This is a genomic window from Paraburkholderia sp. BL10I2N1 (genome assembly GCF_004361815.1).
In the GTDB taxonomy this organism is placed as follows: Bacteria; Pseudomonadota; Gammaproteobacteria; order Burkholderiales; family Burkholderiaceae; genus Paraburkholderia.
Window position 1 is genome coordinate 666,784 of record NZ_SNWA01000002.1, and the last position, 24,524, is coordinate 691,307.

Below are 24,524 nucleotides of genomic sequence, written 5' to 3' on the forward strand. Positions count from 1 at the left end.
CTGTGATGTGTCGGGCACAACACCGGTCTCAACCTGAGCGCGTTACCCCCTTCGGGGGTGGGATCACTGTAAGCGCTGAAGCGCTAACATTGATCGACACAAAACACACTGGTTATAGGATCAAGCCTTACGGGCAATTAGTATCAGTTAGCTTAACGCATTACTGCGCTTCCACACCTGACCTATCAACGTCCTGGTCTTGAACGACCCTTCAAGGGGCTCGAAGCCCCGGGGATATCTCATCTTAAGGCGAGTTTCCCGCTTAGATGCTTTCAGCGGTTATCTCTTCCGAACATAGCTACCCGGCGATGCCACTGGCGTGACAACCGGTACACCAGAGGTTCGTCCACTCCGGTCCTCTCGTACTAGGAGCAGCCCCCTTCAAATATCCAGCGCCCACGGCAGATAGGGACCAAACTGTCTCACGACGTTTTAAACCCAGCTCACGTACCTCTTTAAATGGCGAACAGCCATACCCTTGGGACCGGCTACAGCCCCAGGATGAGATGAGCCGACATCGAGGTGCCAAACACCGCCGTCGATATGAACTCTTGGGCGGTATCAGCCTGTTATCCCCAGAGTACCTTTTATCCGTTGAGCGATGGCCCTTCCATACAGAACCACCGGATCACTATGACCTGCTTTCGCACCTGCTCGACTTGTCGGTCTCGCAGTTAAGCACGCTTATGCCATTGCACTATCAGCACGATTTCCGACCGTACCTAGCGTACCTTCGTACTCCTCCGTTACACTTTGGGAGGAGACCGCCCCAGTCAAACTGCCTACCATGCACTGTCCCCGACCCGGATCACGGGCCAAGGTTAGAACCTCAAACAAGCCAGGGTGGTATTTCAAGGACGGCTCCACGCAAACTGGCGTTCACGCTTCATAGCCTCCCACCTATCCTACACAGACCGGTTCAAAGTCCAATGCAAAGCTACAGTAAAGGTTCATGGGGTCTTTCCGTCTAGCCGCGGGGAGATTGCATCATCACAAACACTTCAACTTCGCTGAGTCTCGGGAGGAGACAGTGTGGCCATCGTTACGCCATTCGTGCAGGTCGGAACTTACCCGACAAGGAATTTCGCTACCTTAGGACCGTTATAGTTACGGCCGCCGTTTACCGGGACTTCAATCAAGAGCTTGCACCCCATCATTTAATCTTCCGGCACCGGGCAGGCGTCACACCCTATACGTCCACTTTCGTGTTTGCAGAGTGCTGTGTTTTTATTAAACAGTCGCAGCCACCAGTTTATTGCAACCCCTTCACCCTTCTGGCGCAGGCCAGTCAAGCTACCGGGGCGTACCTTATCCCGAAGTTACGGTACCAATTTGCCGAGTTCCTTCTCCCGAGTTCTCTCAAGCGCCTTAGAATACTCATCTCGCCCACCTGTGTCGGTTTGCGGTACGGTCATCGTGAAACTGAAGCTTAGAGGCTTTTCCTGGAACCCCTTCCAGTTGCTTCGCCGCCTAAGCGGCTCGTCCCATGCCCTTGAATTACGCGCCCGGATTTGCCAAAGCGCCTTCTCCAACACAGGAACCGGGACTTCCAACACCCGGACAACCTTCCGCGATCCGTCCCCCCATCGCATTTCACAATGGTGCAGAAATATTAATCTGCTTCCCATCAGCTACGCATTTCTGCCTCGCCTTAGGGGCCGACTCACCCTACGCCGATGAACGTTGCGTAGGAAACCTTGGGCTTACGGCGAGGGGGCCTTTCACCCCCTTTATCGCTACTCATGTCAGCATTCGCACTTCCGATACCTCCAGCACACTTTCCAGTGCACCTTCGCAGGCTTACGGAACGCTCTCCTACCATGCACATTGCTGTGCATCCGCAGCTTCGGTATATTGCTTAGCCCCGTTACATCTTCCGCGCAGGACGACTCGATCAGTGAGCTATTACGCTTTCTTTAAAGGGTGGCTGCTTCTAAGCCAACCTCCTGACTGTTTTAGCCTTCCCACTTCGTTTCCCACTTAGCAATATTTGGGGACCTTAGCTGGCGGTCTGGGTTGTTTCCCTCTTGACACCGGACGTTAGCACCCGATGTCTGTCTCCCGTGATTGCACTCTTCGGTATTCGGAGTTTGCTATGGCGAAGTAATCCGCAATGGACCCTTCAACCATGACAGTGCTCTACCCCCGAAGGTGATACACGAGGCACTACCTAAATAGTTTTCGGAGAGAACCAGCTATTTCCAGGTTTGTTTAGCCTTTCACCCCTATCCACAGCTCATCCCCTAACTTTTCAACGTTAGTGGGTTCGGACCTCCAGTACGTGTTACCGCACCTTCATCCTGGCCATGGATAGATCACCTGGTTTCGGGTCTACACCCAGCGACTGAACGCCCTGTTCGGACTCGCTTTCGCTACGCCTGCCCTAATCGGTTAAGCTTGCCACTGAATGTAAGTCGCTGACCCATTATACAAAAGGTACGCCGTCACCCCGCTTTAAGCGCTCTCGCGCTTAAATCCGCCCTAAGCGCGCAGCTGTCCTGTTTCAGACTCGATGTCTTTTGACGCACTCACTTCGTGAGCGCGCCCAAAGCGCTTAAAGCGGGGCTCCGACTGTTTGTATGCATGCGGTTTCAGGATCTGTTTCACTCCCCTCCCGGGGTTCTTTTCGCCTTTCCCTCACGGTACTGGTTCACTATCGGTCGATCACGAGTATTTAGCCTTGGAGGATGGTCCCCCCATCTTCAGACAGGATTTCACGTGTCCCGCCCTACTTCTCGTACACCCAGTTCTTCCTCGCTGTTTTCGCCTACAGGGCTATCACCTGCTATGGCCGCACTTTCCAGAGCGTTCGGCTAACAACAAAGATAAAGAGTACAGGCTGCTCCCATTTCGCTCGCCACTACTCTGGGAATCTCGGTTGATTTCTTTTCCTGCGGTTACTTAGATGTTTCAGTTCACCGCGTTCGCTTCACATGGCCTATGTATTCAGCCATGGATACCTCAAAAGAGGTGGGTTTCCCCATTCGGACATCTTCGGATCAAAGCTCGTTTGCCAGCTCCCCGAAGCTTTTCGCAGGCTACCGCGTCCTTCATCGCCTGTGATCGCCAAGGCATCCACCACATGCACTTGTTCGCTTGACCCTATAACGAGTGTGTCTTCCCGGGCCCCGACGGGGACCGTGTCCTCACACACATTACAGGTTGAGTATTCGTGTTGCGCCGTATTCCAAAGCAATCTTTCGATCACCTTTAAAATACATCGATACAATCACAACCCTGATTCACCTACTCGGACACCCATCTCGAGGCACCCTTTCGTGAATCTCTTTACTACTTCTTCCTGATTGTTAAAGAACGACAGCCGATAGCATGATCACCGATCACCTATCACTCTGACTGGCTCAATCGCCAATGCAAAACGCTCTGCACCGCATACCGCCGGCAGAACACTGCGCATTGAGGATTGGTGGAGGATGACGGGATCGAACCGACGACCCCCTGCTTGCAAAGCAGGTGCTCTCCCAGCTGAGCTAATCCCCCAGTCATGCACGCACACCGCTGTGCGCATCCGCTACCCCAGGGGTGCACCGATCAGCCACCGCAGACAATGGTGGGTCTGGATGGATTCGAACCATCGACCCCCGCCTTATCAAGACGGTGCTCTAACCGACTGAGCTACAGACCCCTGAGTCTGTCTTTTTCACAGCCGATAAGCGTGAGCGCTCAACGTTGAACACGTGTTGGCTCGAGAAAGGAGGTGATCCAGCCGCACCTTCCGATACGGCTACCTTGTTACGACTTCACCCCAGTCATGAATCCTACCGTGGTGACCGTCCTCCTTGCGGTTAGACTAGCCACTTCTGGTAAAACCCACTCCCATGGTGTGACGGGCGGTGTGTACAAGACCCGGGAACGTATTCACCGCGGCATGCTGATCCGCGATTACTAGCGATTCCAGCTTCACGCAGTCGAGTTGCAGACTGCGATCCGGACTACGATCGGTTTTCTGGGATTGGCTCCCCCTCACGGGTTGGCAGCCCTCTGTTCCGACCATTGTATGACGTGTGAAGCCCTACCCATAAGGGCCATGAGGACTTGACGTCATCCCCACCTTCCTCCGGTTTGTCACCGGCAGTCTCCCTAGAGTGCTCTTGCGTAGCAACTAGGGACAAGGGTTGCGCTCGTTGCGGGACTTAACCCAACATCTCACGACACGAGCTGACGACAGCCATGCAGCACCTGTGCGACGGTTCTCTTTCGAGCACCCCGGCCTTTCAGCCAGGCTCCGTCCATGTCAAGGGTAGGTAAGGTTTTTCGCGTTGCATCGAATTAATCCACATCATCCACCGCTTGTGCGGGTCCCCGTCAATTCCTTTGAGTTTTAATCTTGCGACCGTACTCCCCAGGCGGTCAACTTCACGCGTTAGCTACGTTACCAAGTCAATGAAGACCCGACAACTAGTTGACATCGTTTAGGGCGTGGACTACCAGGGTATCTAATCCTGTTTGCTCCCCACGCTTTCGTGCATGAGCGTCAGTATTGGCCCAGGGGGCTGCCTTCGCCATCGGTATTCCTCCACATCTCTACGCATTTCACTGCTACACGTGGAATTCTACCCCCCTCTGCCATACTCTAGCCCGCCAGTCACAAATGCAGTTCCCAGGTTAAGCCCGGGGATTTCACATCTGTCTTAACGAACCGCCTGCGCACGCTTTACGCCCAGTAATTCCGATTAACGCTCGCACCCTACGTATTACCGCGGCTGCTGGCACGTAGTTAGCCGGTGCTTATTCTTCCGGTACCGTCATCCCCCCGCCGTATTAGGGCTGAGGTTTTCTTTCCGGACAAAAGTGCTTTACAACCCGAAGGCCTTCTTCACACACGCGGCATTGCTGGATCAGGGTTGCCCCCATTGTCCAAAATTCCCCACTGCTGCCTCCCGTAGGAGTCTGGGCCGTGTCTCAGTCCCAGTGTGGCTGGTCGTCCTCTCAGACCAGCTACAGATCGTCGCCTTGGTAGGCCTTTACCCCACCAACCAGCTAATCTGCCATCGGCCGCCCCTTGAGCGCGAGGTCTTGCGATCCCCCGCTTTCCTCCTCAGAGCGTATGCGGTATTAATCCGGCTTTCGCCGGGCTATCCCCCACTCCAGGACACGTTCCGATGTATTACTCACCCGTTCGCCACTCGCCACCAGGGTTGCCCCCGTGCTGCCGTTCGACTTGCATGTGTAAGGCATGCCGCCAGCGTTCAATCTGAGCCAGGATCAAACTCTTCAGTTCAAACCTGTTACTGTTTTTCGGTTGTTTTACCAACCGGTCGCTCACTCAACGTACTGACGAATGATCCAGCCGTCTCGCGACGGCCAAACCTTCCTTTCATTACTGTGTGAGACTTGATACCTTCGCCTGTCCTGACAGGCCCAGAAAGGACCCGCCAGCGCGTCGCCATCAAGCGCCCACACTTATCGGCTGTTAGTTTTTAAAGATCGATCCGCGTCGCGCGCCGCACCGGTCAGACCACCCTCCGGTACCGCCTCGCCCTGCGTCGCTGCATCAGCAGCAGAGAAACGAAATTATGAAGAACTTCCGCTATGTCGTCAACAGGTTTCTTTAACCACCCCAGCCCGCCAACCACCTCGCAAAGCCTTGCCAACCCTGGCTTCCCGCTTCCCCGCGCCTTCTTCCGAAAGCACGAAAGACCGGAATTCTAGCCAGCCTCCCGCACCCTTGCAAGCGTTATTTTGCTGTGCATGGATTTCGAACGGAGACGCCCAAAACGGCACAGATGCGCAATACGCAATCTGCCTGCGTCAGACAGGCAGTTGCTTCTCCATCACCCGCTCGACGACGCGTAGATAGTGCTCGATATCCGGCGTCGATCGGTTCGCTTCTTTCGCCCGGTCGTCCCACTTGCGCAGGCGCAGGGCGTCTTCCGCGTAAGGCTTCTGCAGAAAAGCTTGCGCCTCATCCGGGCTGTAGCTCCCGCCCTGCAACTCCAGGCTGCGAACCGAATCCGCCGACAGCAGCCCATAGTACGTTGCGTCGACCGCGCACAGACAGCGCTTTGCATCCACGTGCAAGCGGATCGGCTCCAATACGGCTTCCGGCAAGACCGCCCGCAGGAAAGGCGATACGAAATACTGGTGAAGATCGTCGACGCCGCGCGCCGTCGGCGTTTCTCCCTGCCGGTTCAGCAGATGCCCAAGGTCATGCAGGAATGCCGCCGCGACCAGCTCGTCGCTTGCGCGTTCCTCCTCAGCGAGCGCACCGCTCTGCAGCGCATGTTCAAGTTGCGTCACCGGCTCGCCGCTATAAACCAGGTTGCCGTGTTGCTCGAAGAGCGTACGGATGTCGTCCAGACTCAAAGCCACTCCATCACTCCCACGGTAGTGAAAACGTCTTCAGGTTGGTGAAGCTCTTCATCGCTTCCTGCACCCCTTCCTTATATCCAAGCCCCGAATCCTTGATGCCGCCGAACGGCGTCAGCTCGATGCGGTACCCCGGCACTTCCCACACGTTGACCGTCCCGACGCGCAATTCATTGACGAAGCGGATGATCGCGTCCTGCCGGTTGGTGCAGACGCCTGACGACAGCCCGATCGGTGTGCCATTACTGATGCGGATAGCGTCATCGAGCGTGTCGAACACGATGATCGGCGACACCGGACCGAAGGTTTCCTCGCGCACGAGCGTCATGGCCGGATCGACCTGGTCGACGACGGTCGGCGCATACAGTGCGCCATTGCGCTCGTTGCCCACGAGAAGCCGGGCGCCCTGTGCAACCGCTTCATTGACGCGCGCTTCGAAGAGCATCGCAGCGGCTTCGTCGATGACGGTGCCCATCTGGTTCGCGGCGTCGAACGGATCGCCGTATGACCAGGCTCGCGTCTTTTCCACCACTAACTCGGTGAAGCGCGACGCGACGGTTTTCTGCACGAGCATTCGCTTGACCGCGGTACACCGCTGCCCGGAGTTCTTGTACGAACCCTGAACCGCGAGCGTTGCCGCGCGCTCGAGGTCGGCATCTTCGAGCACGATCAGAGGATCATTGCCGCCGAGCTCGAGCACGACGCGCCGGTAGCCCGCCTTCGCTGCGATCTGTTTGCCGATCGCGACGCCGCCAGTGAACGTCACCAGTTCCGCGAGCCGATTCGTGACCAGCTCGTCGGCGATTTCGCGTGGATCGCCGGTCAACACCTGGAGCATTGGCTCGGGCAAACCCGCTTCGTACAGAATATCCGCGAGGTAGAACGCGGAAAGAGGCACTTTTTCCGACGGTTTCAGCAGCACACGATTATTCGTTGCGATTGCAGGCGCAACCTTGTGCGCGACCTGGTTCATCGGATGGTTGAAAGGCGTGATGGCGACGATCACACCAGCAAGCGGCTCGCGCTGCGTGAACACGCGGCGCTTCCTGCCATGCGGCGTAAGATCGCAGGAGAAACTCTGACCGTCGTCGCGCAACGCTTCGATCGACGAAAACTTCAGCACATCGGCAACGCGCCCGATCTCGTAGCGCGAATCCTGTTTTGACAGACCCGACTCGCGCGAGATCAGATCGGACGCTTCCTCAATGCGCTCACGCAACAGTGCCGCCGCGCGCTCGAGGATCTGCGAGCGCTCGTAGCGCGTCAGCTTCGGCTGATACCCAGCCGCGTAAGTCAACGCACTTCGCACATCATCGACGCTGGCGAGGGGCACCGTGCCGACCCGCAGCCCGGCGTAAGGATCGAACACATCGAGCGTACGCTCGCGAACCGCACGCTCACCCTTCAAACGCAGCGCTTCAGCACGAAACGCAGGATGATCCTTGTGAGCAGGCGCATTCATGACACCACCACGTGGTTCAGAGAGAGATCGAAGATGTCGAAGTTGCGCAGACTCTTGCCCTCAGTCGACGCACGATCGATCAGCCGATTGAAAATCAGCGGCACCGTCTGCTCCGACAGACCGCCGTGCGAGCGCAGCGGCACGGTCAGACCGGAGAGGTCGTGCTCATCGCGCCGCGTGCCGAGCGCGACATCCTGCCGGCTGATCACGACGATGTCGCCGACCCGGTCGTTCGGCAATTCGAAACGCTCGCACGCCGCCTTGTTGTCGAGCACGACCTCAATACCGGACAGACCGCCGATACGTTCGATCACCTGCGCAGCCCTCACCTCGCGCGGCAGGTAAATCGTCGCAAACGAACCCAGCGCACCATGATGAACGACGTAGGGATCCGTAATCGGCAGGATCACGCGTGCGGCGCGCGCGCCGAGCCACTCGTCGAGCACATCCTGCAGGTAGATCACGTTCGGCTCGCCCGTCTTCGAATCGTGTTTCGCATTCATGCCGTGATCGGCGGTCAGCGCAACCACCCAGCCGAGTTCGTCGAGTCGCGCGAGGTAGCCATCCATCATCGCGTAGAACGCATTCGCGCCTTCGGTGCCCGGCGCGGCCTTGTGCTGCACGTAGTCGGTCGTCGACAGATACATCAGGTCGAGCTCGCGTGTTTCAGCCATGCGCACGCCCGCGGCGAACACGAACTCGGACAGACCGGCGCTGTACACATCAGGCACGGGCAGGCCGACCAGACCCAGCACATCGTCGATACCGTTTTCTTCGCAGGTGACGGCATCGGCCTTTTCGGCAGAAAAACAGATACCCTTCATCTGCCAGCCAAGCAGGCGGCGCAGCTTGTCCTTGGCTGTTACGACCGCGACGCTCGCCCCTGCGTCCGCCGCCGCAGCCAGCAACGTGCCGGCGCGCAGATAGACGGGGTCGTTCATCATCACTTCTGCCCCCTTGCCGTCGTTCGCATCCGGGTCCCAGAAATAGTTGCCGCAGATGCCATGCACCGATGGCGGCACGCCGCACACGATCGACAGGTTGTTGGGGTTCGTGAACGACGGAATCACGCAATCGCCCTTGAACGCCGCGCCGCCGCGCAGCATCTTGCCGATGAACGGCGCGACGCCGGCTGCGACCGCGGCTTCGAGATAGTCGTACTCGCAACCGTCGACGCACACGACCACGGTCGGCGTCGACGGAAGGCGGTATGCCCGGCCGTTCACTTCGATACTGCGTTCAGATTGGCTTGCCATCGTAGTCATCCATGTGCGTAGGTTACGCGCGTTCTTCATCGGTCGAGGCCGACAACGTCTCACGCACAGAGCGTTGCCCAGCCGGCTCACAGGCGTCGTGCGCGCGTTGCCGCCCGCCGTTCACATGCGCATGCATCAGTGCGGCAGCGTGATCGCCGTCACGCGACGCAAGCGCGGTTAGAATGGCGCGGTGCTCGCTGAGCGAACGCTCCATCGCGTCGGTGTGCGCAACGAGCGCTGCACGCCGGAACAGACTCAGTTCGCCGACGAGCCGCCGGTACGTCTCATACAGCTTGTCGTTGCCCGCCGACGCCACGACCGCATCGTGAAACGCGACGTTGGCGCGAGCGTACTCGTCGTGATTCTGCGCATCCAGCGCGGCACGCATCGCATCGACATGGACCCGCAGCCTCGCAAGCTGCGCCGCGTCGATGCGCGCCGCCAGCATCCGGCACGCCGCCTCTTCAAGCACCGCGCGGACCGCATAGATCTCATCCGCCTCAGCAAGCGACACGATCCGCACGAACACACCACGGTTTTTCTCGGTGCGCACCAGACCAGCCTGCTCCAGCGCGCGAAATGCCTCGCGCACCGGCCCGCGCGACACCTCCAGACGCGCGGCCCAGTCGGCTTCATTGAGCTTGTCGCCAGGAGCGAGTGCCCCCTCTACGATGTGGCGCTCAATCTCGTCGCGGACCAGTTCCGTCAGCGTATGCCTGCGAACGACAGCAATCGGATCAGCCGAGACATTTTCCATATTTTCGGTCATTCTGACATTTTTTGCCACATCGATATGTGTTGTGCGCCTAGGTGACGCACTACCCGGAACATCAGAAGCGCCCCGTCAGTCCAGGCGACGACGCGGGACGCGCGCTGCGATCAGCAGTAACGCAGCGAGCGAGACAAGCAAAAGAATCAGCGAAAGAGCGGAAGCCGGCAGGTAGTAACCGCGTTCGACCTGTCCGACGACAACGATCGGCACGGTTGCAAAGCCCGGCGGATAAACAGTCAGCGTGGCGCCCAGCTCGCCGAGCGACAGCGCGAAGCCAAGCGCGAGGCTCGCGCGTATCGCGGGAAGCAGTTGCGGCAGCACCACCCGGCGCAGCACCATCGATGGCGGCGCTCCCAGACTCGCGGCCGCTTCACGCAGCACGGTCAATTCGGGCCGCAGCGCGGCGCTGGCACAGCGATAGCAGAACGGCAACACCAGCGCGAGCTGCACGAACACGACGATCGCCGCCGAACTCGACAGATCCACAGGCGCCTTGTGATACGCAATCAGCACCGCAAGCCCGAGCACGACGCTAGGCACGCCATTCGGCATCATCGCGATCGTGTCGACGAGCGCGCCGAGACCGCGGCGGTCACGCCCTTCCAGCGCCAGCGCGAGCCACAGCCCAAGCGCGGTGCCCAGCACGGCGACACCGAAGCCGATCTCGAGACTCGTGGTGAGCGCGTCGAAATCGCTGGAACCGAGACGTTCGAACCAGCGCATGCTGAAGCCGTCGGGCAGGATCGTGCCCGACCAGTGGGCAGCCACGCTCGACAGCGCAACCACGCCTACCGGCAGCACGAACAGCCAGAAACACAGCAGCGCGGCGAGGCCCAGCAGCACGGAACCCACAACGCGCGTCAACAGACTGCGCTTCACCGGACGTACGCGATGATGGATGACCGGCAACGGTACCGGATCGAGTTCAGCGTCCATGGCGCGCGCCTCCCTCTTTGCGTCGATTGACCTGCCTGTACAGCGCATACAGCGACAGCGACATCGCCAGCATCACGACGGCGCCCGCCGCCGCAGTCGGCAAGTCGAGGTCGACCGTCGCTGCGCTGTAAATCGCCACCGGCAGCGTGATCAGATGCGCGCTGCCCAGCACCAGCAGAATGCCGAACTCATTGAGCGTCAGGAGAAAACAGAGGATCGTGCCCGCGGCAATGCCCGGCCATGCGAGCGGCAGGATCACGCGGAACGCGACCATCCAGCCGTGAGCGCCAAGACTGCGCGCCGCCTCGATCAGACGCATGTCGAGCGTCGCGAACGAAGCGAGCGTCGGGCGCACGACAAACGGCGCGTAAAACACGACTTCAGCCAGAATCACACCACCGATGCCGAAGAGGAAATTGAGCGGCGGTGCCTCCAGATGAAAAAGTCGCTGCAATCCGATGCTGACCGACCCTTGCGAGCCATACAGAAAAATCAGCGTGAACGCGACGAGGAACGACGGAAACGCGACGAACAGCTCAAGGAACCGGGTCACCATCCGCGCGCCCGGAAACGGCTTGAAGAAGAGCAGCGACGCGAGCCCCACGCCCAGCAGCGACGCAAGCCCCGCACTGGCGAAGAGAATCAGTAACGTCGTGCCGATCACGCCGCTCGTTTCCGGATTGTGGAAGAAGTGCGAGTAGGCACTGAAGCTCAGTCCGTGCGTTCCGGCCAGACTCAGCAGCACGAGCCGCGCGAGCGGATAAATCACCAGCGGCCCAAGCACGACGATTGCAATGAACAGCAGGTGCCATTGCGCGGCGCGCTCGCGACGCCGCACAGCCGCCGTATGCGCTGCACCGCTCTTCGTGCGATGCGCTTCGGGGCTGTCAGGGGTGTTACCGGTTGATAAGGACGACATCGTCTGCCTCATATCGCAAGGAAACGCGCGCGCCCTTTTCGGGCATCTTGCCCTGGCCACGTTGCGTAGTGACGAGAACTGGCTCATTCGGCATCGCGTCGAGCGCGACCGACACCGACAGCACCGCGCCGTACCATTCGACCGAAGCGATCTTGCCGTGCAATTGCCCTTCGCCGAGCGGCACGATGCGCATGCTCTCCGGGCGCAGGCACGCGACGCGCTCACGTTCGCTGTAGCGCGCGTCGTCGAGCGGAAACGCTACCTGCGGCGGCAGCAGGTTAGCCGCGCCAAGATAGCGCGCGACGAATGCATCGTTCGGGGTGTCGTACAACTGCTGTGGCGTACCGAGCTGCGCGATGCGGCCTTCGCGCATCAGCAGCGTGCGATCGGAGAGCACCAGCGCGTCATCCTGATCATGGGTCACGCAAACGATCGTCAGATTCGGCAGACGCTCATGCAGCGACTTGAGTTCGGAACGCACCGACGCACGCAGGTTAGCGTCGAGCGCCGAGAGCGGCTCGTCGAGCAGCAGGACATCGGGCTCAATGACGAGTGCGCGCGCAAGCGCGACCCGTTGCTGCATGCCGCCCGACAGTTGCGCCGGCATCACATGACCGGCATCGCCGAGCTGCACGAGCTTGAGCGCATCCGCGACGCGCCGCGCCACGTCCCTGGCGGGCGCGCGGCGTGCCTTGAGGCCAAACGCGACGTTCTCGAACACCGACAGATGCGGAAACAGCGCATAGCTCTGGAACAGCAGGCCCAGATTGCGTTTATGCGGCGGGACATGCGTGAGATCGCGCCCTGCGACCGTCAGCGTGCCCGCCAGCCCATCCGCTTCGATGAACCCGGCGATAAAACGCAGCAGCGTCGTCTTGCCGCAACCGCTGCGTCCAAGCACGGTCAGCAATTCGCCGCGCTGGATCGTCAGCGACAGATCGTCGAGCACCGTGCGCGAACCGAAGCGCACGGTCAAATGGTCGATCTGTACACCGCGCGGCGTGTCCGGACACGTGTCGACAAGCGCGTCCGGTGAGGCGCCGAGGGCGCCTCGATCAGCAAGACTGGCCGTATTCACCGGGTTCATCCTCCAACGTTGCTGCTACTGGTTGCTTGTATTGCCAACTTCGGTTGCCAACTTCGGTTGGCAACTTCGGCTGCTAATTCCAGTTGCTTACTTCGGCTTGACGACTTCGAGCTGCTTGTCCGAACTGCCAATCACGTCGCTCTTCCAGCGGGCCGTCCAGTCAGCCTTCTTCGCCATGACATGGTCCCAGTCGACCGGAATCACCTTCACGCCAGCCGTCGCCTTCTTCACGATCTCGCCGTTCTTGCCGGTCAGCGCCACGTCCGTACGGCCCGGGATACCGAAGATGTCCGGCACCTTCGACTGCACTTCCGTCGACATCAGATAGTCGATCAGCTTCTTGCCTTCCGCCTGGTTCGGACCATTCTTGATCAGACCGATCGCGTACGGCAGTTGGAACGTCGTCGGCTGGCCGCCGTCGACCGACAGGAAGATCGGCTTCAACGACAGGCCGCCGTTTGCTGCATCGTCGAGGTCCATCTGCAGGTCGCCGTTCGCGAACGAGATTTCGTTACGCGAGAGCAGCACGTCGAGGTAGCCCGTGCCCTTCGTGTGGAACTTGGCGCTCTGCTCGAGCTTCTTCAGATAGTCGAACGCCTTGTCTTCGCCCATCAGCGACGTCGTCAGGATGATGACGGCCATGCCGTCGCCCGCCGTCGCCGGGTTCGAATACGCAACCTTGCCGCTGTAGTCCGGATGCAGCAGGTCAGAGAACGTCTTCGGCTCATTCTTGACCACTTCCGGGTTGATCGCGAACGAGAAGTAGTTGTTGACGAACGTCGCCCACTCGCCGCCGTTTGCCTTTGCGATCGCCGGAACGTTCTTGTAGTTCACGCTCTGGTACGGCTGCAGCAGACCGGACTGCGCTGCCTGCTGGATGAACGGCGGCAGCGTGACGATCACGTCGGCCTTCGGCGCATCTTTTTCGATCGTCGCGCGGTTCACTACTTCGCCGCTACCGGCTGTGACGATATTGACCTTGACGCCTTCCTTCTTTTCGAACGCCGGCAGCACGTCCTTATAGAGGTTCTCGAGACCGTCGGCCGTGTACAGCACCACGGCGTCGGCCGCATGTGCGGGCAATGCCGCGCCGCCAAACGCTGCTGCTGCCACGAGTGCCGGCAGCAGTTTGCGGGCGAAGCCGGCTGTCGCGTGAAGATGGTTCTTCGTTGTCATGTCGCTCTCCGAAAGGCAAAAACCAGACGGTCGGGAAAACCCCATACCAGTTGTGATTGAAAACGGCGCTCACGCCGTGCCCCTTGTGATGCTGAAACCGGATTGCAGATTGCTGACAATCCAGCGATTCCTTCTCCAGCGAGACATCCAGCTTGCGGACAGATCCGGCGCACGGTGCCTTGCCACGAAAGGGCATGGCAAGAATCACAGGTTTCCGTGACAGCGGCATGACTATTTTCACGAATTCCACAAAATGACACAATTCGCCAATAATATGCGTACCATCTTGCACATGCCACAGTGCATATCTTCTGACTACGGAGGTTCTGTGATTCTTGGAAACGATCCAATCCTGCTGACACCGGGGCCGCTGACGACCTCATCGGCAACCCGTCAGGCCATGTTGCGTGACTGGGGTTCGTGGGACGCGGCGTTCAACCGCATGACGCAAACAGTCTGTACTGATCTGGTCGAGATCGCACATGGGGAAAATGACTATGTATGTGTCCCGATGCAGGGCAGCGGCACGTTCGCGGTCGAAGCCACCATCGGCACGCTGGTGCCGCGCAACGGCTGCGTACTCGTGCCGAACAACGGCGCGTATTGCGCTCGCATCGTCAGGATCCTGCAGTGCATGGGGATTGCCGTTATCGAACTGGCTCTGCGCGAAGACGAGCCAGTCAGCGCGGCGGCGATCGAGGACGCGTTCAACCTTAACCCGCGGATCACGCACGTCGCGCAGGTCCATCTGGAAACGAGCGCCGGCCTCGTGAATCCGCTCGACGAGATCGCCGCGCTGTGTCAGCGTCATGGCAAGAGCCTGATTGTGGATGCGATGAGTTCGTTCGGCGCGCTGCCGATCGACCTGCGCAAGGGCGGCATCGATGCGCTCGTTTCGGCAAGCGGCAAGTGCCTCGAAGGTGTGCCCGGAATGGGCTTCGTGATCGTGCGGCGCAGCGTGCTGGAAGCGAGCGAAGGACGCTCGCCTTCTCTCGCCCTCGATCTGCACGATCAATATGTGTACATGCAGAAGACGACGCAGTGGCGCTTCACGCCGCCGACGCACGTTGTCGCCGCGTTGCGCAACGCGCTCGACCGCTTCATCACGGAAGGCGGCCAGCCGGCGCGCGGCGCGCGCTACGCCGAGAACTGCAGGACGCTGGTGCAGGAGATGATGGCGCTCGGCTTCGAGCCGTTCCTGAAAGCCGACGTGCAGGCGCCGGTGATCGTCACCTTCCATGCGCCGAAGGATCCCGCGTGGCGGTTCGCGGACTTCTACGCCGCCGTGCGCGATGCGGGCTATGTCCTTTATCCGGGCAAGCTTACGCAGGTGGAAACGTTCCGCGTCGGCTGCATCGGCGCCATCGATGCGAACGAACTGCACAACGCCGTCGCGGCGATCGACCGAACGCTGAAGAAACTGGGCGTGCGCGTGCGCTAAAGGCGTTGATCGATCAGGCGATCAGTATTTCCGGACCGCGCGCCGCGATGGCTTTCGCGAGCGCGCGATCCGGCGCGAGTTCGGTGACCAGATAGCGAGCCGTCTCGAAGCCATTGATGCGCACAGGCGTGACACGCCCGAACTTCGAATTGTCGGCGACCACGACCACCATGCCCGCCGCCGCGATCATCCGGCTGCGTACCTCAGCGGCCATGCGCGAGTAGTCCGTGAGCCAGGCGTCCGACGAGATGCCGCCCGCGCCGACAAACGCGAAATCCGCGTGATACTGGCTCAATTGCTGCACCGTATCGAGACCGAAGGTGGCGTCTTCAAGGTCCGCCAGTTCCCCTCCGAGCAGCGTGACGCGGTTGTCGTTGCGCCGCCCCAATAACAGGGCGATCCGCCAGTCGTTGGTATAGATCGTGAGCTTGTGCCGGTCGGTGAGCGCCCGCGCGACCGCTTGCGTCGTGCTGCCCGAATCAATGATGACCGATGCGCCGTCTGGCACAAATTGTGCGGCGCGCTCGCCGATTGCCCGCTTGGCGCCGGCGTTGGCTGCCTCGCGGGTGTCGAGATCTGGCTCACGCCGCTCACTGGACAATGCGCCACCGTGCGTCGTCACAATCAGACCTCGTCCGGCGAGCGTATTGAGATCGCGGCGAATGGTTTCGCGCGACACGTTCAGTTCGCGGACAAGTTCAGCTACGGACAACGCGCCGGTTTTGGCGACTTGCGACAGGATGTACTGGTGACGTTGTTCTGCGAGCATCGCGGTGGGTGCCGGGCTGACGGCACGCGTGAGTTCGGAAGGCCGGCGTATTGTAGTACGTGACAGCCCGCAACGCTCCATCCGGTGCGCTTCCCTGCTACCCTGAACGCTTGCCGCAGCTATCGATGCGCGCCTAGCTGAACGATCTGCCAATGCCTCCCCTGTTTCGCCGACTACTGTTGCTGTTTCACGCGCTGCGCTACGGCGCACGCCTTCTCTGGCTCGCAGCGCCGCAGCACCAAAGGCTGCACTGGATTGCGACCCTCGCCATCCGCGTGCATGAATCCGACGGTGCGCGCGCCAGCCTGCACGGTGTGCTACCGCGCCTCGGACCGCTTGCGAGCGGGTTCGCCGAGGCGCTCGCCGAACACCCCGAACTCGCCGCGGGCACCCTGCACGACGCCATTGACGCCATCGAGCATCTCGAAGCGCCGTTGCCACCGCAGGAAGTCGAACGTTCCTTGAGCGCCGCTTTCGGGCGGCCACTCTCCGCCCTCTTCATCTCCATCGACCTCACGCCGGTGCGCAACGGCTTCGCCGAACAGACGCATGTCGCGCGTCTCGCCGAGCCGGTCGACGGCCATCACAACGTCACCATCAAGCTGCTGCGCGCCGCGGCCGTCCAGCAGATCGGCGACGAAGCGGCGCTGCTGCGCTGGGTTGCACGCTGGCTTGAAAAGCTGTCAGGGACGGCGCGACGTCTCAATCTGCGCGCGCTCGCGCAATCGTTCACCGACGACGTGATGCGCCGCTTCGACCTGCGCGCCGAAGCGGCCAACCTGAGCCAGACCGGCCACCACTTCACCGGTGACGCGCGGCTCGTCGTGCCCAGCGTGATCTGGGACCTGTGCACGACGACCACGTTGACCATGCAAAGAATCGACACGCTGTCGTGCGCTGACATCGTCGGGCTGCACGCGCATCACATCAAGCTTGCGACGCTTGCGGCGCACATCGTCGAGGTGGTGGCGCAGCAGGCTTTCGAGCACGGTTTCTTTCACGCGGCGCTCGATGCGGAGCGCGTGCGCGTGAGCATCGAGCCGGACTCGCTGGGTCGCCTCGTGCTGGAGGACTTCGCGATCATGTCCAGCCTGTCGTCGCAGGAACGCGAGTTCTTCGTGCACGGCGCGAGCGCATTGTTCGAGCGGGACTATGGACGCCTCGCCGCACTCCATTGCAATACCGGCCACGTGCCGCCCACGACGCGCACCGAGATGCTCGAAGCCGAACTGCGCACCCGCGCCGAGGCCCACTTCGCGGACGAGCCTGAGCAACGCTCAGCCGGCGCGCTTTTTCATCATCTGTTGCACGCGGTCCAGCCGTTCGACGGCGCGGTATCGGTGCGTCTTTCGAACGCGCAACGTTCGTTCGAACAGGCTGAAGCGCTCGCACGCGCACTGCATCCGGGCGTCGATACGTGGAATATCGCGCGGACCGCACTGGCCGATATCGCACGACGCGATCTTGGCCACCGGGGCTGGATCCGGCGCATTTCGCAGGAGTTACCCCATCTCGCGCACATCGTGCCGCGCGTGCCGCAACTGGCGGTGCGCTACCTGCAGCACCAGCACGATCAGACTGCCCAGCATCAGCACGCCCAGCTCGCGATCGATCTCGAACGCGAATCGCGCCGTACGCGCAGGCTGCTATGGGCATGCGCGGGGTGTGGTGCCGTGCTTGGGCTTGGCGCCGCCTTGCTGCTCCGATAGGTATCCGGGGTTACCGCGTCTCGACGAGCCGGCAGTGCAGGCTCGAACAAGACCCACCCGCGGGCGCCGCGCAATACTACGGACCTTTTGTATGCGGTCCGACCGCCTGATGTCCGATGCTTGCCACTTTCAACGCTGCTGTCTTTGTCGTGCTGTGGTCGACGGGGTTTGTCGTCGCCCGGGCGATCACTCCGTTCGCCGATCCCAATCTCTTCCTGCTGGCGCGCTTCAGCGGAACGGCGCTGCTGTTCGCCATCGCCGCCCTTGTCGCGCGAACCGCGTGGCCGACTGGCCAAGATTTCGGCAAACACCTCTTTGCGGGCGCGCTGCTGCAGGGCGTTTATCTGGGCGCAGGCTACTGGGCCGTCGCCCAGGGACAAAGCGCCGGTGTCATGGCGCTGCTCGGCGCGCTGCAGCCGCTCCTGACCGCCGCCGTCGCGGCGCCGCTCTTCGGCGAGCGGCTGTCGCGACGGGGCTGGGCCGGAATGGCGCTCGGCCTGGTCGGGGTCGCGCTCGTCCTCGAGCCGAAGCTCACTGCTGCTGCCATGCCGACAGCGCACGGCAACGTGCCGTCCTGGCTCGTGGCTGTCATTTCGGTTCTCGCGGTGGTCGCGATAACGGCAGGCACATTGTTCCAGAAGACCTCGCTCGCGAAAGCCGACATTCGCAGCGCCAGCGCCGTCCAGAATTCCGGCGCAGCCATCGTCGCCGCGATCCTCGCGTTGGCTCTCGGCGAGCATCGCTGGATTCCGTCGCCGCAATTGTGGGCATCGCTCGCGTGGGGGATCGTGATGCTGTCGGGTGTCAGCGTGACACTGCTCGTGTGGATGGTCCGGCGCGGCGACGCGTCCCGTGCAACGGCGCTGCTCTTTCTCGCGCCGCCGCTCGCCGCGCTCGAAGGCTATTTCGGTTTCGGCGAAAGACTGCTGCCGGTTCAGGTCGCCGGCTTCGTCGCTGCGCTCGCGGGCGTCTGGCTTGCCCGCTCGGGACGCCGGTAGAGGCGACAGCGGCGACATGAGTCAATGCCTGCCGCATCAATCCGCCTTGTCTCCGCCCGGAGGCAGCTTCGCATGAGCTTTCGCGCCCGGGGCGGGGGACCACGCGGGCCGCGACTTACGCTCCGAATCGACTACGACGATGTAGCGTCCCGCCCACGGGGTGACCTGACGGTCTGAATGCAGCACCCATAGCGAATCGCCCGATGACACCAGCGCTTCGTATTCGGCGTCGAGAATGCCGTGATGATCGAGAAACACGTTGAGCGACGCTGGAATCCGCACACAGCCCTTCGAGTGGCGAATGCCAAGCAGCGGTTCCAGCCGGTCGGGATCGGTCGCGTGCATCTGGAAGCGCATCTGCGAGAAGCCGCCCTTGCCCCACCCTCGCTCGCCTTCTGCCCAGCCCAGGTCGAAAATGCGCATGTCATGCTGGCCATAGCCGCGAATGCCGTTCTGGTTCATCGTGCCTTCCGCGCGGAAATCCATGTTGTCCGGCGTGTGTTCGAATACGCCGAGTGGCGTGATGAAGTGATCGAACTCGCCCGGTCTTCCGGTCGCAACCGGCGACGCACCAATCATCTGCCACCTGTCGGCCGGGGCCGCGCGGAAATAGATGAAAAGAGCCTGCACGTTGGCGTTGCGGTCGACCAGCACCACATATTCGCCTGACAGCCCGCCGAGATCCTTCGTGGTGAGCGCAGTCTGCAGCCGTGCGCCGTAGGCGGCCTGCTCCGCTGCGGGCACCTTCAGGCGGCGGGTCACCTGGCGTGCGAACGCATCGCGCAACAACAGCGCATGCCGCGGATCGACGACACCCGTGGCATCCGGTGTCGCAACTACCGTCGACGCGGAGCCGACATCTGCGGTTGCCGCATCCGAAGTCTTTACGGGGCCCGCACCCAACGCGGTCGAACACGAGAGCGCGCACAAGCCCACGCTCAACGCGCCATGAATCAATCTACGCCGCACGGCAAGGTGGACGTCACCCAGTGAAGTGGCAGATCCCGGAATCTCTCTGTTTCTGTGCGCCTGATCGTGGCGCCTATTGTTGTTCATCACGTCTTCGAGCAAACCCGCTTATGATTGACCGGCCTCCGGCCTGCACGGGCGCGGGCCGGAGGTTTTTCACCGGGTGCACCGGCAATAGCATTTTCAAACCCGAAAAATGCAGCCTGATTACCCGGCATTCAACATTGCGTCAGATTCAATCCGGTTTATCTCGGACGACAAGTTCCATACAGTTTGTGCCATTAAACCAGACAAAGCGGAAGAACTGCGAGCGGGGCGACCCTTTCTAGAGGAAAAAACCGATGATCCACCAGGATCCGGCAGCACGGCAGCGGCGCATCATCGAAGAGATGCATGTGACGCAGGAGTTCGACGCACACCGGGAAATCGATCGCCGCGTCACGTTTCTCGCCGACTATCTGCGCGCCAGCAGCTTGAAGACTTACGTACTCGGCATCAGCGGCGGTGTCGATTCGGCCACTGCCGGGCGCCTGGCGCAGTTGACCGTCGAACGTCTGCGCAGGGAGGGCTACGCATGCCGGTTTGTAGCCATGCGCTTGCCCTACGGCACGCAGCACGACGAAGCGGACGCACAGCAATCGCTTGCTTTCATTCGCGCCGACGAAACGCTGACCGTCGACATCAAACCCGCCGCCGATGCGATGCTTGCCGCGCTGAATGCCGCCGGCACGCAGTTCGCAAACCATGCGCAACAGGACTTCGTCCACGGCAACGTCAAGGCCCGGCAGCGGATGATTGCTCAGTACGCGGTGGCGAGCGCACGCTCAGGCGTGGTGATCGGCACGGATCACGCGGCCGAGTCGGTGATGGGGTTCTTTACGAAGTTCGGAGACGGCGGCGCAGACGTATTGCCGTTGACCGGTCTCAACAAGCGCCGCGTGCGTGCGCTGGCACGTGCGCTTGGCGCATCGGAAACGATGGCGGAAAAGATTCCGACTGCCGACCTGGAGATGTTGCGTCCTCAAAGGCCCGACGAGGATGCGTACGGCATTACATATAACCACATCGACGATTTTCTCGAGGGGAAACCGGTCAGCAAGAACGTGTACGAGGCAGTGTTCCGCTTCTACGACGCAACGCGTCACAAGCGGGCGTTGCCCTACACGCCGTTTGACTGGCCGGTTGCCGACTAGCGCCCGCGAGCGCGCTCCGGAAAATCGCGGTCGACGACGAACGCCCATTGCCGGGCTTCGTGGTACATGCCTTGTGCTAGTGCCGCGCTGGCGGCTCGTCGCCGAAAAGCGGCGAACTCGCGTCGAGCGACGCGCCTTTCAGGTGAAGCCCCTGCATGTGACGGGCAATCACCTCGCCGACGTAAGGCTCGTCCGCATCCAGTTCGACGACCGCGTATGCATTCGGCGTCCCCGCCTCGTACACCGCCACGCCAACAGCGTAGTGTCCGAGTTCCTTGCGCAGAAATTCGCGCACTTCCTGCTCGGTGCACGACGCGGGGATGTTCCGGACGGTCAGGTTCACGTCGGCGACTACTGTTGCCGGATACGACCTTCAGTGCGGCGCACACGCACCGGCTGGCGGCGCTCACTCCTGTTTTTCGCCGCTACGTGCCCGATAATCGCCGTTCCGAATAAAGCCAACGAAACATAAAAGGCAATCATTTCAAATATCTCCCGTGCATTTCGTCTGATGTCAGGATAGTCAGAACCTGCTGAAAACGCGATGCGACAATTTGCCTTGAAGGGTATAACGCCTTCCAGACTCAACAGCGACAACGCATCCGGGCCAAATCAAAAAATGGAACGTTGTATTGACCGGCTCGCGCCTTGTTGGGGAAGGACAAGGAACAATTAATGCACTGTACCTGATTAAGCATCAGAAGAAATAGCGGAAACACATTTTTTGCCACGCCTAGAAAACTCCCAAACAGGGTCGCAACGGGATCTGGCAATATCGGTTGTTTTACGGGGCGGCCGGCATACACATCACGCGTATGCCGGCGTCGTCCGCCGCCGAGGCGGGGGGCGAACGCGAGGGAAAGGGCCGGCCGCGCTGGCGCAACCGGCCCTCGCAAGCTGTTACGTGCGCAGTGGCAATTCAAGCACGTAACGGTCACAACCGGGACGGCGGGCTGGCGTAAGTCAGTCCGCCGTTTCTACATTCGCAGCACTGACCCTTTAGGCCAGGGACAAGATTCGCGGTATCGAATGGACAGGAACGCAGCCACATCATGAGCCGCTATCGTTGCCGCTGGCTTCGGATTCTGCGCCGCCTGCGTCGCATGACGTTCGCGCAAACCGCGAGTACACGGCGGGCCAGTCGCCAGCTATGGCCGCCTGTGCTTCGCTCAACGTGATCTGGCCAACGCATACGCAGCGCTTGAGCTTCGCAGTCAGCAATTCCTTGCGGCGTTCGCCGCGGTGGCCCGCCCAAGGTAACAGGCCAAGGTTGGCGGGCGCGTCCGGAGAACCTCCAAGTACGATAGGCACGCGACGGTCAAGCGCGTAGCGTGTACCTTCGCTGGAATCGATGCCGTACTGCGCGAGCAGGCGCTCCTTGTACTCCATCATCTCGTCGAGCGGTGGCGAAACCGTGTCGGCATAACCGGGACGACAGATCGTATCGGCCACCGATTGTTGAGTGACTCGTTCGTTGAGCATCGAGGCGTCCTGAGCGCTCGCCTGTCCGATGCGCAGTGCGGCGCCTGCGCCGAACGCGACGATTGCGCCGATGCGAACAACACGCGCTACCGTACAGCGCGGCTCCAAAACCGCCGCCTCGATCTGGATCATCCTGATCGCCGCGATCTCCGATGGGCGGCCAACGACTGCCATTCCTGCATTCATTCGACGACGCACCCTTAGGTGCGCGAGTAGTTGAATTCGGCGTTCAATTAAAACACATTCAATGTCGGCGCGCAGAACCGGACTCCCAGGTGACCCGCGCGCCGCCATGAACCCGCGACGCGCGTCACGGAAGAAAGATCCTAGCCCGCAGCCTTCCGTGCCTGCAGTGCGCGGATCCGGGTCATCGCACCCGTATCCCCAACGGCCGACTGATACATCTGCGCGAGATCGGCTTTCAGCGCAGTACGTGAGGCCCCGTCGAGATAGATCATGTGACCCGACGGATAGAACCGCGCCGACAGATTCTGCCGCACCTGCTGGCTGACGAGCGGCATCTGCTGCAGGTCGAGAATCGTCTGGTAGAACGGCGTGACGAAGTCGTAGAAGCCGTTTGCCGACAGCACCTTCAAATCGACGTTGAGTGCCATCACGGCCGCCAGGTCGCCAGCCGTATAAAGGACGATATTGCCCTTCGAATCAACGCCTTTCTGCGCACCGGTAGGGTCAATGTGGCTGAAGTCCCAGTTTGCGAAAGCCTGGTCGTTAAGGTCGGTGAACGACGAATTCGATGTGAACTTCAACTGCTCGTTCAGATAGGTGTTCCACATCGTCGTATAGACGCCCGTGACGGCGGTCATGGTCGGGTCATTGCCGCCCGAGTTGGGGTCGATCTTGCCCGCAATGCCCGTTTCGATGCCAGTCACACGGCCGTCGTATTCGCCCAGCGCCAGGCCCTTCGATTTCAGCAGCGTCGTCAGAAAGAGCGAATTGCCCCGGCTATCATACGCAGCAATATCCAGGCTCCACGCAAGGAGGGTTGTCTTGTCGATGCCGGTGTATTCGCTGAGTTTTTCGACAATTGTGTCGTCAGTGGCGGGGAATTTGCGCAGCGCCGCGAGATAGTCTGTGCGCGCAAACTGTGCGACTTCTTCGGCGAAGGTCCCGAGATCGGGCGGCGTCGGCGCGATTCCGAGCTTGCGGTGATACCAGGCATCGGCCGCGGCCGTCGGCAATGCACCGACCGGATTGCCTGACTGGGTGTAATCGAGAATCGACGACTGCAGCGTGACGCCGTTCAGATCGACACCGTCCTCGTGCAGCTTGTACGCAAGCACGCAACTGCGCGCGGTGCCGTATGACTCACCGAACAGGAACTTCGGTGAATTCCAGCGATTGTTTTTCGTCAGAAAGCGTTTGATGAACTGCTTGATCGAGTCCGCATCCTGGTCGACCCCCCAGAAATCGCGGTTCTTTTTCGGCGCAATCGCTGCCGAGTACCCAGTACCGACCGGGTTGATGAACACCAGGTCGCTTTTGTCGAGCAGACTGTCCGGATTGTCCTCCATCGCATACGGAGCGGGCGGCGTAAAGCTCGGCATCGCTGTCTTGATCCGCCGCGGCGCGAACGAGCCGAGCAGCACGAACACGGACGAAGAACCCGGGCCGCCGTTATAGAAGAAAGTGACGGGACGTGTCTCTTCCTTCTGCCCGTCCTGCGTGAACGCGACGTAGAACATCTTCGCGCTGGGCTGCGAACTGCTCGGGTCGACGGTGACGAGGTGCCCGGCCGTCGCCGTATAGTTGATTTTGTGCCCGCCGATCGTCACGGAGTTCTTCGTAATGGCGGCGTTTTCGGCGGTGTCGGTCACCGAATCGTCTGGTCCGTTACCGTATGCGACCGGATCGAAGCAAGGCTTGTCCCCCGCCCGATGCGGCACAGCAGAGGGCATCGGCGCTTGCGTAGCGTGGGAGTTGTGCGGAGACTGCGGACTGCCGGAAGCTGACTCGGGATTCGTCATGATCGCTCCATCGGATTCGTTGACGTCATATAAAGTCGTG

The 24,524-nt window shown here is 60.8% G+C and carries 17 protein-coding genes, 2 tRNA genes and 2 rRNA genes; 4 read left to right on the forward strand and 17 right to left on the reverse strand.

The genetic code is table 11. The annotated features are described in order from the left end of the window. Positions 1-116: 116 nt before the first annotated feature. The 12 genes from B0G77_RS24975 to phnS form a co-directional block, all read right to left on the reverse strand. Positions 117-3,102: ribosomal RNA gene (locus B0G77_RS24975) — 23S ribosomal RNA — on the reverse strand. A gap of 323 nt (positions 3,103-3,425) precedes the next feature. Beyond that, positions 3,426-3,501 (reverse strand) — tRNA-Ala (locus B0G77_RS24980). 68 nt (positions 3,502-3,569) lie between these two features. Next, positions 3,570-3,646: transfer RNA gene (locus tag B0G77_RS24985), tRNA-Ile, on the reverse strand. Between the two features lie 65 nt (positions 3,647-3,711). Next, positions 3,712-5,242: ribosomal RNA gene (locus B0G77_RS24990) — 16S ribosomal RNA — on the reverse strand. The 16S and 23S rRNA genes sit together here with 2 tRNA genes alongside, the layout of an rRNA operon. Before the next feature lie 530 nt (positions 5,243-5,772). Next, positions 5,773-6,333 (reverse strand): phosphonate degradation HD-domain oxygenase, encoded by a 561-nt coding sequence (locus B0G77_RS24995; protein ID WP_133664724.1) that lies wholly within the window; start codon positions 6,331-6,333, stop codon positions 5,773-5,775. A 4-nt stretch (positions 6,334-6,337) separates the two neighbouring features. Continuing rightward, complete coding sequence (gene phnY, locus B0G77_RS25000) at positions 6,338-7,792, reverse strand: phosphonoacetaldehyde dehydrogenase (RefSeq protein ID WP_133664725.1); 1,455 nt, start codon at positions 7,790-7,792, stop codon at positions 6,338-6,340. Next, positions 7,789-9,048 (reverse strand): phosphonoacetate hydrolase, encoded by a 1,260-nt coding sequence (gene phnA, locus B0G77_RS25005; protein ID WP_133664726.1) that lies wholly within the window; start codon positions 9,046-9,048, stop codon positions 7,789-7,791. The genes phnY and phnA overlap by 4 nt, the downstream gene beginning before the upstream one ends. Positions 9,049-9,070: 22 nt before the next feature. Next, positions 9,071-9,817, reverse strand: coding sequence for a phosphonate utilization associated transcriptional regulator (locus tag B0G77_RS25010; RefSeq protein ID WP_133664727.1), 747 nt, complete (start codon positions 9,815-9,817; stop codon positions 9,071-9,073). A 75-nt stretch (positions 9,818-9,892) separates the two neighbouring features. Then, the gene (gene phnV / locus B0G77_RS25015) at positions 9,893-10,756 is read right to left on the reverse strand and encodes a 2-aminoethylphosphonate ABC transport system, membrane component PhnV (RefSeq protein ID WP_133664728.1); all 864 of its coding nucleotides are present in this window, start codon (positions 10,754-10,756) and stop codon (positions 9,893-9,895) included. Beyond that, positions 10,746-11,675: a 2-aminoethylphosphonate ABC transporter permease subunit gene (locus B0G77_RS25020; protein WP_133664729.1), complete on the reverse strand. Its 930-nt coding sequence runs from the start codon at positions 11,673-11,675 to the stop codon at positions 10,746-10,748. Before B0G77_RS25020 ends, phnV begins: the two co-directional genes overlap by 11 nt. Further along, entirely contained in the window at positions 11,653-12,753 is a 1,101-nt protein-coding gene (phnT, locus tag B0G77_RS25025) for a 2-aminoethylphosphonate ABC transport system ATP-binding subunit PhnT (RefSeq protein ID WP_133664730.1), read from the reverse strand. Before phnT ends, B0G77_RS25020 begins: the two co-directional genes overlap by 23 nt. A 96-nt stretch (positions 12,754-12,849) precedes the next feature. Next, entirely contained in the window at positions 12,850-13,938 is a 1,089-nt protein-coding gene (phnS, locus tag B0G77_RS25030) for a 2-aminoethylphosphonate ABC transporter substrate-binding protein (RefSeq protein WP_133664731.1), read from the reverse strand. A 331-nt stretch (positions 13,939-14,269) separates the two neighbouring features. Between phnS and B0G77_RS25035 the strand changes: the two genes are divergently transcribed. Beyond that, complete coding sequence (locus tag B0G77_RS25035) at positions 14,270-15,379, forward strand: 2-aminoethylphosphonate--pyruvate transaminase (RefSeq protein ID WP_166656344.1); 1,110 nt, start codon at positions 14,270-14,272, stop codon at positions 15,377-15,379. Between the two features lie 13 nt (positions 15,380-15,392). Here B0G77_RS25035 and B0G77_RS25040 read toward each other — a convergent pair whose 3' ends face one another. Beyond that, positions 15,393-16,148 carry a DeoR/GlpR family DNA-binding transcription regulator gene (locus B0G77_RS25040; protein ID WP_133664732.1) on the reverse strand — a complete coding sequence of 252 codons (756 nt, stop codon included), beginning with the start codon at positions 16,146-16,148 and terminating at the stop codon, positions 15,393-15,395. Between the two features lie 152 nt (positions 16,149-16,300). Here B0G77_RS25040 and B0G77_RS25045 point away from each other — a divergent pair, with 152 nt between their 5' ends. Both B0G77_RS25045 and B0G77_RS25050 read left to right on the forward strand, forming a co-directional pair. Further along, entirely contained in the window at positions 16,301-17,857 is a 1,557-nt protein-coding gene (locus tag B0G77_RS25045; protein WP_133664733.1) for an AarF/UbiB family protein, read from the forward strand. 116 nt (positions 17,858-17,973) lie between these two features. Then, complete coding sequence (locus B0G77_RS25050; RefSeq protein WP_133664734.1) at positions 17,974-18,855, forward strand: DMT family transporter; 882 nt, start codon at positions 17,974-17,976, stop codon at positions 18,853-18,855. Positions 18,856-18,891: 36 nt separating this feature from the next. On the opposite strand, the gene B0G77_RS25055 is transcribed toward B0G77_RS25050, so the two are convergent. Then, positions 18,892-19,911, reverse strand: coding sequence for a L,D-transpeptidase (locus tag B0G77_RS25055; RefSeq protein ID WP_243751199.1), 1,020 nt, complete (start codon positions 19,909-19,911; stop codon positions 18,892-18,894). A 254-nt stretch (positions 19,912-20,165) separates the two neighbouring features. Between B0G77_RS25055 and nadE the strand changes: the two genes are divergently transcribed. Next, positions 20,166-21,017, forward strand: coding sequence for an ammonia-dependent NAD(+) synthetase (gene nadE / locus B0G77_RS25060; RefSeq protein WP_133664735.1), 852 nt, complete (start codon positions 20,166-20,168; stop codon positions 21,015-21,017). Between the two features lie 76 nt (positions 21,018-21,093). On the opposite strand, the gene B0G77_RS25065 is transcribed toward nadE, so the two are convergent. The 3 genes from B0G77_RS25065 to B0G77_RS25075 all read right to left on the reverse strand — a co-directional run bounded on the left by B0G77_RS25065 (position 21,094) and on the right by B0G77_RS25075 (position 24,484). Next, positions 21,094-21,360, reverse strand: a complete 267-nt coding sequence (locus B0G77_RS25065; protein WP_133664736.1) for an RNA-binding protein — start codon at positions 21,358-21,360, stop codon at positions 21,094-21,096. 707 nt (positions 21,361-22,067) lie between these two features. Further along, a complete protein-coding gene (locus B0G77_RS25070; protein ID WP_243751200.1) occupies positions 22,068-22,673 on the reverse strand; it encodes a hypothetical protein in 606 nt (201 codons plus the stop codon). Between the two features lie 152 nt (positions 22,674-22,825). Next, on the reverse strand, positions 22,826-24,484 hold the full coding sequence (locus B0G77_RS25075) for a peptidase S1 (protein WP_133664737.1): 1,659 nt from the start codon (positions 24,482-24,484) through the stop codon (positions 22,826-22,828). Between the last annotated feature and the right edge of the window lie 40 nt (positions 24,485-24,524).